The organism is Streptomyces sp. NPDC005402 (assembly GCF_040606575.1).
In the GTDB taxonomy this organism is placed as follows: Bacteria; Actinomycetota; Actinomycetes; order Streptomycetales; family Streptomycetaceae; genus Streptomyces.
In genome coordinates this window covers 16,656-29,479 of the sequence record NZ_JBEXFB010000039.1, presented here as the reverse complement: position 1 = coordinate 29,479, position 12,824 = coordinate 16,656, and the positions used below count along the sequence as shown (strand labels likewise).

Below are 12,824 nucleotides of genomic sequence, written 5' to 3'. Positions count from 1 at the left end.
GCCCCTACCCGTCCCGTCCTTCAGGGGGCGCTGCCCCCTTCGCCCCCCCGTTTCCGGGGGCCAGCCCCCGGGCCCCCGCTCCTCAAACGCCGGAGGGGCTGGATTAGGCGGAGGGGTTGGATTGCCGAGGGGTTGGATAACTGAACGGGTTGGATTACTGGACGGGCTGAATAACTGGACGGGCTGCATTGTCATGCGGGCCCTCGCTCAGAAGCCGCCGCCTCCGAAGTCCCCTCCCCCTCCGCCGAAGTCTCCGCCGCCTCCGAAGTCGCCGCCCCCGCCGAAGTCTCCGAAGTCCCCGGAGTCGAAGTCCGAGCCGGAGAGGTCGCCGCCCTCGTAGCCGCCGCCGAAGTCGCCGTAACCGGAGCCGTAGTCGGCCGCGTAGGCGGGCGTGGCCATCATGCTGCCGAGGACCGTGCCGACCAGCAGCCCGGGGAGGAGGCCGCCGCCGAAGTAGCCGCCTGCCCAGGGGCCGTAGGCCGGGCCCGCGTCCCAGTAGGGGCGGCGGCCCTGGTCGGTGTCGACCTCACGCATCACCGGGTCGCGGCCGTCGGCCAGGCGGGTGGCGTCCGCGGCGCAGACCGGGACCTCGCGCGGGGCACCGCCCGGCGGCGTCCAGGTGGCGTCGGTGACGGAGGGGCCGTGGCGGGGGTCGAAGAAGCAGGGAACCCGGCGCTCGGGAAGCGGCCGGCCCTCGCGGCGCGCCGCGAGCTGGGCCAGTGAGAAGCGGCCGTCCTCCAGCGTCTGGGTGACCGTCCTCACGTCCTCGGGTCTCGTGGCCGCCCCCATGAACGACTTGGCCTGCTCGTACGCGTCCAGCGCCCGCTCGTAGTCCGCGCGCATCGCGTCGTCGGCGCCCGCCTCGGCCGGATGGAAGTCCAGCCGGTCCAGCTCCTCGCCGAACGCCGTGATGTCCTCGTCCACCACCACCCGCAGCTGCTCCAGCGCGGCCCGCTGCTCCTCCGCGTGCCGGCGCCGGTTGCGCCGCACCAGCGTGTACGCGCCCGCGCCGCCCGCCACGAGCACCGCGCCGACCGTGATCAGTGCCGTGGACGAGACACCGCCTCCGTCGTCCGCGGACGACCAGGTCGACGGGGCCGAGCCACCCATGTTGGTGACCGCGGCGGCGGTGAAGTCGGTCAGCTGGGCGCGGGTGTCCTCGCCCTCGACGGTGGTCACCAGGTTCCGTACGGCCGCGTTCGGCAGGACCGAGGAGTCGGCGCGGGCGTCGAAGGCGTCGCCCAGCCGGACCGCGTAGACGCCGGTGATGCCGGTCGCCGTGCGCAGCTTGGTGAACAGGTCCTGCTTCGGGTAGTCGGCGGGCAGCACCGCGACGAACAGCGGCTTGTCCGCCTTGGTGATCCGGTCCGCCAGGGCGTCCGCGTCCTTGGCGGACAGCTGGGCCGCGGCGGCCGGATCGACGTACACGGGACTCCTGCGAAGGGCCTGGCCGATCGCCGAGACGCTCGTCGCGGGCTCCGCAGTCGTCGTGGCCGAGACGGGCGGGGCGGCCGCCGCCAGGACGGCCAGGGCCGCAAGCACCAGGGCGAACAGCAGCCCCGGAAGGCTTCGGGTCCGTACTACGGCCTGCGCGATGGCCTTCATACTTCGACGCTACCCGAAGCCCCCCGAAAGAGGCCTGTCCGGCCGCCCCTCAGGCCGCCCGGTACGCCTGCGTCAGCTTCCGCACCGCCTCTCCGTAGCGGCCGGTCAGAAGGAGGTGATCGGCGTCGGCGAAGGGTGCCGCGACGGCGGCCGTCATGCGCCGGTCCGTCTTCCGCTGGACGATCAGCCGGGCCTTCTCGACGAGAGCGCGGCCCCGGTCGTCGGCACCGGCCCGTTCGGCCGCCCTGGCCGCGGTCCCGAGCGCCCTGAGCGTGGCCGCCCCGCCCTCCGGGACCTTGGTGAGTGTGGTCAGGCCCCAGCCGTACGGGAACTGCGGGTCGTACGTCGGGTCGCCGACGTTGATCGGCAGCTGGGTCTGCGACCTGGGCCAGGTGACGGGCAGCCGGCCGGTGAAGGCACGCCTGCCGTACAGGACGTCCGCGACGCCGTCGCCCTCGGTCCCCGGCAGCCAGGAGGCGACCAGGGCGTCGATGTCGCCGAGCCGGTCGCCGATGAGCTGCGGCCGTCCGGAGACGATCAGCACCGCGCACTTCATGGCCGCGCACACCTTGTCGACGGCGGCCCGGTCTGCGGCGGACAGCTCCAGGTCATGGCCGTTGCCGACGTCCCCGACGCCCTCGGCGTACGGGGTCTCGCCGACGACGACCACACCGACGTCGTAGCCGCTGGTCGGGGCGGACGCGTCCTTGGAGTACGTCAGGGCCGGGGAGTTCTTGCGCATCGCCTCCAGGATCGTCGTGCCGGGGGTGATGTCGCCGGAGGAGCCCTGCCAGGTGACGGTCCAGCCGCCGCTCTGGTTGCCGATGTCGTCGGCGTCGGACCCGGCGACGTACACCTTCTGCGACTTCTTGAGCGGCAGGAGCCCGCCGCTGTTCTTCAGCAGCACCTGCGACTCGGCGACCGCCTCGCGCGCCACGGCCCGGTGCCCGGCGGAACCGATCTTCGAGGCGCCGCTCGTGTCGGCGTACGGCTTCTCGAAGAGCCCCAGCCTGAACTTCTGCGTGAGGATGCGGGACACGGCGTCGTCGATCCGCCGCTCACTGACGCGCCCGGCCCGCACCTCCTGGACGAGCGCGGTGTGGAAGTCCTTGTAGGCGTAGGGGGCCATGACCATGTCGACGCCGGCGTTGACGGAGGTCCGGACGTCGCTCGCGTAGTCGCCGGGGATCTGGTCGATGCCGTTCCAGTCGCTGATGACGAAGCCGTGGAAGCCGAGCTTGTTCTTCAGGACTCCGTTGATCATGTCGGCGCGGGCGTGCATCTTGACCGGGCCGAGGCCGTCGCCGACGACGTCGAGCGAGGAGTACGACGGCATGACCGTGCCGACGCCACGGTCCACCGCGCTCTTGTACGGCGCGAGGTGGATCGCCTCCAGTTGCTTTCGGGTGACCGTGGTGACGCCCTGGTCGATGGTGTAGGTGCCGGTGGTGGAGGAGCCGTACGCGGTGCCGCCGTCGCCGACGAAGTGCTTGGCGGTGGCGAGGACCTTGTCGTTCCTGTGGAGGTCGGCGCCGTCCCTGGCGCCTTGGAGGCCCTGGATGACCGTCTCCATCGACTCGACGAGGGCGGGATCCTCGCCGAAGGACTCGTAGGAGCGGCCCCAGCGTTCGTCACGGGTGACGCAGAGGCAGGGGGCGAAGTCCCAGGGGATGCCGGTGGCCCGGACCTCGGCGGCGGTCACCGCGCCGGTCTTCTGGGCGAGTTGGGGGTCGCGGCTCGCGCCGAGGCCGATGTTGTGCGGCATGACGGTGGCGCCGACCAGGTTGTTGTGACCGTGGACGGCGTCGACGCCGTAGATGAGCGGGATCTGGAACCGCGTTGCCTGTGCCCGGAGTTGGAAGGAGTCGATCATCTTCGCCCAGGCCTCGGGGGTGTTGGGCGTGGGCGTCGAGCCGCCGCCGGAGAGCAGCGAGCCGAGGTCGTCGGCGGTGATGTCGGCCCCGGTCCCGACGGCTCCGCGCTCGGCCTGGGTCATCTGGCCGGCCTTCTCCTTCAGGGACATGCGGGAGAGCAGGTCGGCGACGCGCTTGTGCACAGGGAGTTTGCTGTCGAGATACGGCAGCCCGTGCGCGTCGATGACGACCTGCGGGGTCTCGGCGGGGGCCTTGGCGCCGGTGACGGTGAGCTTGAGGGGGATGGTCTCGGCGGTCTCGGCGGCCGCCTTGTCCTTGAGGGTGTGGACCCGGATGGTTCGCGCGGTGCCGGAGGTGGTGCCCGCGGGGAAGGTGAACTCGCCCTTGAGAGGGGTGAAGTCGGAGTTCGAGGCGGAGCCGCCGGCCGTCTCGTAGGCGACGGTCACGGGCTCGTCGATCGGTGCGGAGCCGGTGGTGGCGACGGTGACCTTCACGTGGGCCGTGCCGCCCTCGTCGACCGGGTAGACGGCGGAGTCGGTGAGCACCGAGGCGCGCAGCGACTGGTCGGCCCTGCCGTACAACTCCACGCCGTCCATGGCGAACCGGCCCGGGACGCCGACGGGGAGGGTGACGGCGTACCCCCACATCTCGGTCAGCCCCAGGACGTGGTCGATGCCGCCGACGGGCTGGTAGTCGGTGCGGTACGCGAAGTCGGTGAAGGGGATCTCGACCTGTTTCCAGCCCGTCCAGTCATCGGTGAAGGAGGTCGTCCACAGCTCGGAGGCCTCGCCGTTCGCACCGCCGTCCTTGAGCTCGAAGGCGACCTTCTTGCCGTTGTCCTGTCCTTCCCACCAGAAGCGGATGCCCTTGTGGGCGGACCAGTCGTGGGCGGGTTCGGCGAAGGCGAAGTCGTGCGTGAAGCCGCCGTAGCCGCTGATGTCGTAGGAGCCGGAGAGGACTTGACCGCCCTCGGGGGCGTCATCTCGCGTGCCGAGCCCGAGAGTTGGCGGGTCGTCGGTGTCGCCGCCCCAGGTGAAGATGCCGCCTGCGGGCGGATTCGCGAAGGGGACTTCCCCTTCGAAGCGGTCGACGGGGACCGGGGGCGGGTCGTCGGCTGCCCTCGCGTTCAGGACGGGCAACAGGGCCGTCAGCAGTGTGGCGGAGGCGAGCAGGGCGGTTCTTCGTACGGAACGCATGGAGCTTCCCCCTTGGCTCTCGTGGTCCACTCATGACTTACCTCACGCCGTGAGTGAACTGACGTCCCAGTGGGCCGTCAAGACACCCGGCACCCCTTGAACTCACACCAGACGACTTTGCCCGGATCCCGTTCCCGCACGCCCCACTCGTCGGCCACGGCGGCCACGGCGGCCACGGCGGCCACGGCGGCCACGGCGGCCACGAGGAGGAGACCGCGCCCGCGTTCCGAGTCGGGCCTGGTGTACGGGGTGCGGAGTTCGCCGGGGCCACTGTCGTGGACCTCGACGCGGAGGACCCCGTCGGTGGTGAGGGCGAGATCGAGACGGAAGCAGCGGTGGGGCGGGACGCCGTGGAGAAGGGCATTGGTGGCGAGTTCGCTGACGCAGAGGAGGACGTCGTCGCTCCGCTCGGTCACGCCCCAGCCGGTGAGGGTGGTGCGCGTCAGATCTCTGGCCACGGCTACTGACCTGCGGTGGCGCGGGTAGAGGGCGGTGCGGGCGTGGAGGAGTTGGGCTTGGGGATTCACGGCGCGACTGTCACAGGGAGTGACTAGGGTGGGGCAGTGAGTGAGGTCGTAGTTCTGATTGCTACGACCTCACTACGAGAACTCGGGGTGCGCACGGGGGAAGGGGACGACCATGTCGAAGAAGGTCGGTTCGTGGCAGGCGGTCGGCGCACTCGTGGCGCACTTTCGGAAACAGGCCCGCCTGACGCAGGAACAGTTCGCCGAGATGGCGAGCCTCCACGTCGACACGGTGAGGTCCATCGAGCAGGGGCGGCTGGCCCTCCAGCCGGACCGGGCAGAACAGTTCGACGAACTGCTGGATACGAAGGGGGCGTTGGCGCTGCTCGTGGAGCGGATGCCGGTGCGGGAGAAGGTGGTGCAGTTCGCGCAGTCGTTGGTGGATCATGAGCAGGAGGCGTTGAGCGTCCTGTCCTACGAGAGTCTGGCGATTCCCGGACTGCTCCAGACACAGGACTACTGCCGCGCTGTCTTCAACTATCGGTATCCGGCCATCGGCACCGAGACGGCCGAGCAATGGGTGAACGCCCGCATGGAACGGCAGTTGGTACTGCAACGGGAGCGGCCTCCTGTGTGCCATTTTGTCCTGGAGGAGAGCATCCTCCGGCGGCCCGTCGGTGGTCCGGAGGTGATGCGGGAGCAGTTCCGCCGGATCCTGGAGTACACCGAGCCCACCCACATGAGCTTTCAGATCATGCCCACGTCCGTGACACCGCATGCTGGACTCGGCGGACCCATGGTGCTGCTGGTGACGCCGGGGCACGAGCGTCTGGTCTACCTGGAAGTACAGAGTGCCAGCTTCCTCGTTGAGGATCCCGACGAGGTCAGTGACTATGAACTGAAGTATGGAATGCTGCGGTCACAGGCCCTCTCGCCGCGCGAGAGCGTACGCCTCGTGCACGGATTGCTAGGAGAACGATGAGCACCGCACTTCAGTGGATCAAGTCCAGCTACAGCAGCAGCGAAGGCGGCAACTGCATCGAGGTCGCCGCCCAGCCGTCCGCCGTCCACATCCGCGACTCCAAGAACACCGGTCCCACCCTCACCGTGGCGCCGGGCACTTGGACCGCCTTCATCGGGCTCGCTCGGCGGGACAAGCAGGTGTAAGGGGGCATGGCCGTCGGGGCATACGAGTGGGTGGACGAGGGTGAGAAGGCCGTCTACCAGAGGGCGTTCGCGCATGTCTCTGTGACAGACGACTGAGCGAGTTGCTGGAGTTACGGCCCGCAATCACACATGAGGCCGTCGCGGAAGCGATGTCTTCGTCGCCGTACGTCGAGAGAGTGCTGGGCGAGGGCCTGCGTCAGCCCAAGCACAGCCGGTATCGGCAGATCCATCGGCTGGCCGCTGCGCACCGTTGGACGATGCCGACGGACTGGTCGCCTCAGGAGCTGATCACGCTCAGGAACGTCGCCAGGTACATGTGGCTCCTGATCGCGAGCGTCACCGGCGTCTCGCTGCTCCTCGCGCCGGGCCGTCCCTGGTGGTTCACGAACCCGGGAATCGCCGTCCTCCTCATGTCACTCGGCGCTCCACCCCTGCGCCATATCAGGTGGGTTCAGGGTCGTCTCACCGAAGGCATCGGCATCCCGAGGAAGCCCGCCAGCTGATCGACGAGGCCGCCGCCTACGCCTATCTCTCCCTCACCTTGCTGGACATCTTCGGCAGACCGGGCTTCAACCAGCGCCGGGCGGAAGCAGCACGCCGTTCTCCCGACGGGAACCCCGACCTGCTCGCCGAGGCGCGTCAGGAACTGGCCGTGTCGCCGTACAGCACCCGCCCAGTCATCGACGGCATACGGCAGGCCTGGCTGCTGGATTCGGTGGCCGCACAGGGGCCGCGGCCGACGGTGATGATCCCGCCGCCCCGCGGCACGGCCTGTACGGCGGGGCATCACCCCGCCGCCTGACCTGAATCGGACCTACTCGGCCGGCTCCACGCCCGCCCGCAGCAGACCGTAGGTGTACGCGTCCTCCAGCGCCTGCCACGACGCGGCGATCACGTTCTCCGCGACGCCGACAGTCGACCACTCGCCCGTGCCGTCCGACGTGGAGATCAGGACGCGGGTCGTGGAGGAGGTGCCGTGGACGCCCTCCAGGATGCGGACCTTGTAGTCGACCAGGTCGAGCTTGGCGAGCTGGGGGTAGATCTTTTCGAGGGCCACGCGCAGGGAGCGGTCCAGCGCGTTGACCGGGCCGTTGCCCTCCGCCGTGGCGACGATGCGCTCGCCCTTGGCGAAGAGCTTGACGGTGGCCTCGTTGGCGTGGGTGCCGTCGGGGCGGTCCTCGACGATCGCACGCCAGGACTCGACGCCGAAGTACTTCAGGGGCTTGCCCTGGACCTCGGCACGCAGGAGGAGTTCGAAGGAGGCGTCGGCCGCCTCGTACGTGTAGCCCTTGAGCTCGCGCTCCTTGACGCGCTCGACGACCCGGCCGACCAGTTCGCGGTCGCCGCCGAGGTCGATGCCGAGCTCCTTGCCCTTGAGCTCGATCGAGGCGCGGCCCGCCATGTCGGAGACCAGCATCCGCATGGTGTTGCCGACCTGCTCGGGATCGATGTGCTGGTAGAGGTCCGGGTCGACCTTGATCGCGGAGGCGTGCAGGCCCGCCTTGTGGGCGAAGGCCGAGACGCCGACGTAGGGCTGGTGGGTGGAGGGGGTGAGGTTGACGACCTCGGCGATCGCGTGCGAGATGCGGGTCATCTCGCGCAGCTTGCCGTCCGGGAGGACCTTCTTGCCGTACTTGAGTTCCAGTGCGGCGACGACCGGGAAGAGGTTCGCGTTGCCGACGCGCTCGCCGTAGCCGTTGGCCGTGCACTGGACGTGGGTCGCGCCCGCGTCGACGGCGGCGAGGGTGTTGGCGACCGCGCAGCCGGTGTCGTCCTGGGTGTGGATGCCGAGCCGGGCTCCGGTGTCGGCGAGGACGGTCGCGACGACCGCCTGGACCTGGGCCGGGAGCATGCCGCCGTTGGTGTCGCAGAGGATGACGACGGAGGCGCCGGCCTCCGAGGCGGCCCGTACGACGGCCTTGGCGTACTCCGGGTTCGCGCGGTAGCCGTCGAAGAAGTGCTCGCAGTCGACGAAGACCCGGCGATCCTGCGAAACCAGGTACGACACCGTGTCGCGGACCATCTCCAGGTTCTCGTCCAGCGTCGTCCTGAGGGCGAGCTCGACGTGCCGGTCGTGCGACTTGGCGACCAGGGTGATCACGTCCGCGCCGGCGTCCAGGAGGGCCTTGACCTGCGGGTCCTCGGAAGCCTTCGCGCCGGCGCGGCGGGTCGCGCCGAAGGCGACGAGCTGGGCGTGCTTGAAGTCGATCTCCTGGCGGGCGCGGGCGAAGAACTCGGTGTCCCGCGGGTTGGCGCCGGGCCAGCCGCCCTCGATGAAGCCCACGCCGAAGTCGTCCAGGTGCCGTGCGATGGCCAGCTTGTCCGCGACGGTGAGGTTGATGCCCTCCCGCTGGGCGCCGTCGCGCAGGGTGGTGTCGAAGACGTGGAACTGATCGTCGAGCTCGCTGGTTGCGGTCATGGTCTCAAGGCTCCTGAGGATTGGATCTCGGTCGTACCGGAATGACCGGCTCCACCGCCTCCACATACTCCCTCGCGCTCTCGCTTCTGGCTGAGGGTGGGCCAGAAAAAGCGAAAAACCCCTCGCGGGTGCGAGAGGTCTGCGCGCGGGTCGAAGACGACGGTGTCCGCCCGTACCTGGTCGTACGTGGCGGTCACTGCGGACCGGCGCGCCTGCTGCCAATAATCGTGGCGAACGAGAGCACGGGGGCAGTCTGGCACAGCCCGCCCCCGTGCTCACCCTCCGTCTCAGGATGCGAACACTGTGCTGGTCACCGCAGGTGCCGTACGAACGCGTCGGCGCCGTCGTTGGTGTCGCCGGCCGGGATCAGCGTCGGGTCGGAGGACCGGAAGAGGATCCGGCGGGCGCCGTCGGCGATCCGGCCCGGCAGGACGTCGGCCGTCGCGGTACCGCCGGTGGTGTCCGGGGTGACGAGCGTGGTGGTGCCCTTCTCAAGGTCCCGCAGATAGACGGGGTACTCCTTGCCGTATCGGCTGCCGGGCTCGGTCCCCTCCGACATGAAGGTGAGATAGCGGCTGTCGGCGCTGATCGCCGCGCTCCGGGTGGAGACCTCGCCGGGGCCGCCCTGGGTACCGTGGATGCGCTGGTTGGTGCCGGTGCGGATGGTGTGCACGAACACGTTCCAGCTCGCGTCGGTGTCGCCGGGCACCAGGTGGGTGTCCCGGGACTCGAAGACGACCGTACGGCCGTCGCCGCTGATGGACGGGTTCAGTGACTCCTTCTCGGTCCCCGAGCCGTCGTGGGAGCGGTCGATCTGGATGTGCTCGCCCGTGCCGCGGTCGTACATCCAGATGTCCCCCCAGTCGTCGCCGCGCGGGCCGTTGGCGTAGTTGTACTGGTAGACGATCCGGCGCCCGTCGTCGCTGACCGTGGGCTGGGAGGCGTTGCGTGGTTCCCAGGTCGGCCTGGGGTGGCTGATGCGCTCGGTGGTCCCCTTGACGCGGTCGCGCAGGAAGACCACGCCGGTGTGCTCAGCGGTGTCCTGGAGCGTGTAGACGGCATAGCGGCCGCCGGGGCTGACGGAGATCTCGGCGGGCCGCCCGCCGAAGCCCTCGGGGACCTCGATCCCGAACCCGACCCGCTTGCCCGTCTCGATGTCGTGGATCCACACCTCCGAGGACTCCGGGCCGTACTCGGCGTAGACATAGCGGCCGTCGTTCAGGACCGCCACCAGACCTCCGAAGCCCGCGAAGCGGAGCTTGCCGGTGTGCGGGTCGCGCAGGTACATACCGCTGTGCGGCACATCGGGGTCCAGGTCCTCAGCGTCCGAGGACAGAGCGATGTGGCGGCCGTTGCGGCTGATGACCGCGGTGCGTGTCTCGCCGTTGCCCGCCTTCCCCTCCGGGGTGACGCTGACCGGCTCGGTGTACGGAGCCCTGGGTGCGGCACTCGCCGCGGGTCCCGTGAGTGCCGCGGTGGCGAGGGCCGCCACGAGCGCGGCCGCGAGGCGCTTCTTGCTGTGCATGGTTGATCCCCCGTGATCGGTCGTCGTCATTGCACTGTCCTCAGGAACACGTCCGACACCCCGTCGGTGTCCCCCTCCACCAGATCGAGTGACGCCGACTCGAACGCGACGACCGTGCCCTCGGCGTTGATCGAGGGGTGTCCGGCCGTGCCGCCGACCCGGGTCGTGGTGCCGGTGTCGAGGTCACGGACGTAGGAGTCACGGCCCCGCTGGTAGGCGACCTGGCGGCCGTCCGCGCCGAGGAAGGTCACCGTCGCGTGCGCCGCGGCCTTCTCCAGGGCTCGGTGTCCAGGTCACGGACGTACACGGAGCCGCCCTGCTCGAAGGCGATGTACCGGCCGTCGTAGTTGATGGACGGGTTGCCCGCCGCTCCGCCCGTGGGCGCGCTCACCACGGCGGTGTCGCCGCCGTTGAACTTGAAGCGGTGGATCCGGGGTTGCGGATCCGGATCGGCGTCGGTGGCGGGCAGGGTCGCCGCGAAGGTGAGCCACTGGCAGGTGGGATCCCCCACGGGCTGTCCCATCCAGGTGAAGCGGACGCCCTGGTAGGAGCGCAGGCTGGTGAGCTTGCCGACCGAGCGGTTGCGGACAGGTACCGGCCAGGGTGAGCACAACCACCGTTCCCAGCAGGGAGCGGCCGTTCGGGGTGATGACGCCGGCGCTGGAGGCACCGTCGCCCTGGGTGCCGTCGGCCGCGGTGCTGAGACGGTCGACGCGCGGTGCGGCGGATGCGGTGGTTCCGGTGAACGCGACGAGCGAGGCCGCGCCCAAGAGACATGGCGGCTCTGGACATGTTCCCCCTGGGACCCCCGTTGACGCACCCCCGGCCCCGCGCCAAGGGCTCCCCACGAGGCAAACGCACCACTGACCACAGGGTCAATCGGCCTTATTGCGTACAACCCGGGCGGAAGGTCACGCGTCCGCGAGGAGGCTCTGGTCGAGGAACTCCCTCACGTGGCCGAGAATCATCCCCCGGTCCGTCCCGCGCAGCCCGATCGCCACATGGATCGAGAAGCCGTCCAGGAGGGCCCGCAACCGGGCCGCGAAACGGTCCGCGTCGACCGCGCGGAACTCGCCCCGCGAGACGCCCTCCGCGAGGAGCGCGACCAGATCACGGTGCCAGGCGCCCTCGATGGCGGCCTGACGGTCACGGGCGGCCGCGTCCTCGGCGGCGCTCTGCGAGCGGTTCCAGACCTCCAGCCAGAGCGTCCAGTGCGGGTCGCGGTGGCCGTGGGGGACGTACAGGTCGACGTACGCGTCGAGCCGTTCGCGGACGGTTGCCGTGCGGGTCAGCAGCCGGGCGCGCTCGGCGCCGAGCCGTCCCTCGCTCCACTCCAGGGTCTGGAGCAGCAGTTCGTCCTTGGAGCGGAAGTAGTAGAGGAGGTGGCCGCTGCTCATGCCGACCTCGCGGCCGAGCGCGGCCATGGTGAGCTTCTCCAGGCCCCGCTCGGCGATCATCTCCATGGCCGCGGCGAGGACCTGCTCGCGGGGCGGGGCCTGTCTGCGGCCACCGGCCATGTGCCACTCCTCGAACTAGATCCTCGGCTGCTGCTGGGTGATGCAGTGGATGCCGCCACCGCCCGCAAAGATCGTACGGGCGTCGGCCTGCGTCACCGTGCGCTCCGGGAACAGCCGCCGGAAGATGCCGGCGGCGAGCTCGTCGCGCGGGTCGTCGAAGCCGCAGAGCACGACGGCGCCGTTGCAGAGGTAGTGGTTGATGTAGGAGTAGTCGGCCCAGTGGCCGTCGGCCTCCAGGACGGTCGGCGCGGGCACCTCGACGACCTCCAGGCGCCGCCCGCGCGCGTCGGTCGCCGACTTCAGCAGGCCCACGACCTCCCTGGTCACCTCGTGGTCCGGGTGCGCCGGGTCCGGCTGGACGTGCGCCACGACCACGCCCGGGCGGGCGAAGGCGGCGACGATGTCGACGTGGCCCTGGGTGCCGTAGGTGCCGTAGTCGCCGGTCAGGCCACGTGGGAGCCAGATGGCCCTGGTGGTGCCGAGCCTGGCGTGGATCTCCGCCTCGACCTGCTCGCGGGTCCAGCCGGGGTTGCGGCCGGCGCCCAGCTGGACGGTGTCGGTGAGCAGGACGGTGCCCTCGCCGTCCACGTGGATCGCGCCGCCCTCGTTGACCAGCGGGCTGCTCAGCACCGGCACCCCGGCGAGGTCGGCGATTTGGCGGGCGATCTTGGAGTCGTGCTCCCAGCGGGCCCAGTCCTGGCCGCCCCAGCCGTTGAACACCCAGTCGACGGCGGCCAGTCGGCCTTCCCCGTCCTTGACGAACGTGGGGCCGATGTCGCGCATCCACGCGTCGTCGAGCTCACGCTCCACCAGTTCGACGTCCGGTCCGAGCAGTTCGCGCGCGGACTCGGCGTGGCCGGGGCCGTGCACCATCGTCACCGGTTCGAAGCGGCGCACCGCGCGGGCCACGGACGCCCAGGCGGCTCGGGCCGCGGCCAGTTCCCCGTCGTCGGTGAAGGTCGGGTTGGGGCCGGGCCAGGCCATCCAGGTGCGTTCGTGCGGGGCCCATTCGGGGGGCATGCGGTAGGTCATGCGGTGCGTCATCGGGGTCCTACAA

The 12,824-nt window shown here is 70.3% G+C and carries 13 protein-coding genes; 3 read left to right on the top strand and 10 right to left on the bottom strand.

The features are described 5' to 3' along the window. Positions 1 to 207 precede the first annotated feature (207 nt). From ABZT02_RS42360 to ABZT02_RS42350, 3 genes are all read right to left on the bottom strand, one after another. Complete coding sequence (locus ABZT02_RS42360; RefSeq protein ID WP_356027943.1) at positions 208 to 1,605, bottom strand: hypothetical protein; 1,398 nt, start codon at positions 1,603 to 1,605, stop codon at positions 208 to 210. A 49-nt stretch (positions 1,606 to 1,654) separates the two neighbouring features. Next, positions 1,655 to 4,675, bottom strand: a complete 3,021-nt coding sequence (locus tag ABZT02_RS42355) for a glycoside hydrolase family 3 N-terminal domain-containing protein (protein WP_356027941.1) — start codon at positions 4,673 to 4,675, stop codon at positions 1,655 to 1,657. Between the two features lie 77 nt (positions 4,676 to 4,752). Beyond that, positions 4,753 to 5,202, bottom strand: coding sequence for an ATP-binding protein (locus ABZT02_RS42350; protein WP_356027939.1), 450 nt, complete (start codon positions 5,200 to 5,202; stop codon positions 4,753 to 4,755). Between the two features lie 112 nt (positions 5,203 to 5,314). Here ABZT02_RS42350 and ABZT02_RS42345 point away from each other — a divergent pair, with 112 nt between their 5' ends. Both ABZT02_RS42345 and ABZT02_RS42340 read left to right on the top strand, forming a co-directional pair. Further along, positions 5,315 to 6,121 (top strand): helix-turn-helix transcriptional regulator, encoded by an 807-nt coding sequence (locus tag ABZT02_RS42345; RefSeq protein ID WP_356027937.1) that lies wholly within the window; start codon positions 5,315 to 5,317, stop codon positions 6,119 to 6,121. Further along, complete coding sequence (locus tag ABZT02_RS42340) at positions 6,118 to 6,306, top strand: DUF397 domain-containing protein (protein WP_356027935.1); 189 nt, start codon at positions 6,118 to 6,120, stop codon at positions 6,304 to 6,306. The genes ABZT02_RS42345 and ABZT02_RS42340 overlap by 4 nt, the downstream gene beginning before the upstream one ends. A 277-nt stretch (positions 6,307 to 6,583) precedes the next feature. Here the strand turns inward: ABZT02_RS42340 and ABZT02_RS42335 are convergent, their stop codons facing one another. Next, the gene (locus ABZT02_RS42335) at positions 6,584 to 6,718 is read right to left on the bottom strand and encodes a hypothetical protein (protein ID WP_356027933.1); all 135 of its coding nucleotides are present in this window, start codon (positions 6,716 to 6,718) and stop codon (positions 6,584 to 6,586) included. Positions 6,719 to 6,751: 33 nt separating this feature from the next. Here ABZT02_RS42335 and ABZT02_RS42330 point away from each other — a divergent pair, with 33 nt between their 5' ends. Beyond that, a complete protein-coding gene (locus ABZT02_RS42330; RefSeq protein WP_356027931.1) occupies positions 6,752 to 7,108 on the top strand; it encodes a hypothetical protein in 357 nt (118 codons plus the stop codon). A 12-nt stretch (positions 7,109 to 7,120) separates the two neighbouring features. Here the strand turns inward: ABZT02_RS42330 and cimA are convergent, their stop codons facing one another. The 6 genes from cimA to ABZT02_RS42300 all read right to left on the bottom strand — a co-directional run bounded on the left by cimA (position 7,121) and on the right by ABZT02_RS42300 (position 12,799). Further along, positions 7,121 to 8,725 carry a citramalate synthase gene (gene cimA / locus ABZT02_RS42325; RefSeq protein ID WP_356027929.1) on the bottom strand — a complete coding sequence of 535 codons (1,605 nt, stop codon included), beginning with the start codon at positions 8,723 to 8,725 and terminating at the stop codon, positions 7,121 to 7,123. 310 nt (positions 8,726 to 9,035) lie between these two features. Then, on the bottom strand, positions 9,036 to 10,250 hold the full coding sequence (locus ABZT02_RS42320; protein ID WP_356027927.1) for a hypothetical protein: 1,215 nt from the start codon (positions 10,248 to 10,250) through the stop codon (positions 9,036 to 9,038). Positions 10,251 to 10,276: 26 nt separating this feature from the next. Next, a complete protein-coding gene (locus tag ABZT02_RS42315; protein WP_356027925.1) occupies positions 10,277 to 10,501 on the bottom strand; it encodes a hypothetical protein in 225 nt (74 codons plus the stop codon). After that, positions 10,498 to 10,863, bottom strand: coding sequence for a hypothetical protein (locus tag ABZT02_RS42310; protein WP_356027923.1), 366 nt, complete (start codon positions 10,861 to 10,863; stop codon positions 10,498 to 10,500). Before ABZT02_RS42310 ends, ABZT02_RS42315 begins: the two co-directional genes overlap by 4 nt. A 298-nt stretch (positions 10,864 to 11,161) precedes the next feature. Beyond that, complete coding sequence (locus tag ABZT02_RS42305; protein WP_356027921.1) at positions 11,162 to 11,767, bottom strand: TetR/AcrR family transcriptional regulator; 606 nt, start codon at positions 11,765 to 11,767, stop codon at positions 11,162 to 11,164. 15 nt (positions 11,768 to 11,782) lie between these two features. Beyond that, on the bottom strand, positions 11,783 to 12,799 hold the full coding sequence (locus ABZT02_RS42300) for an agmatine deiminase family protein (RefSeq protein ID WP_356027983.1): 1,017 nt from the start codon (positions 12,797 to 12,799) through the stop codon (positions 11,783 to 11,785). Positions 12,800 to 12,824 lie beyond the last annotated feature (25 nt).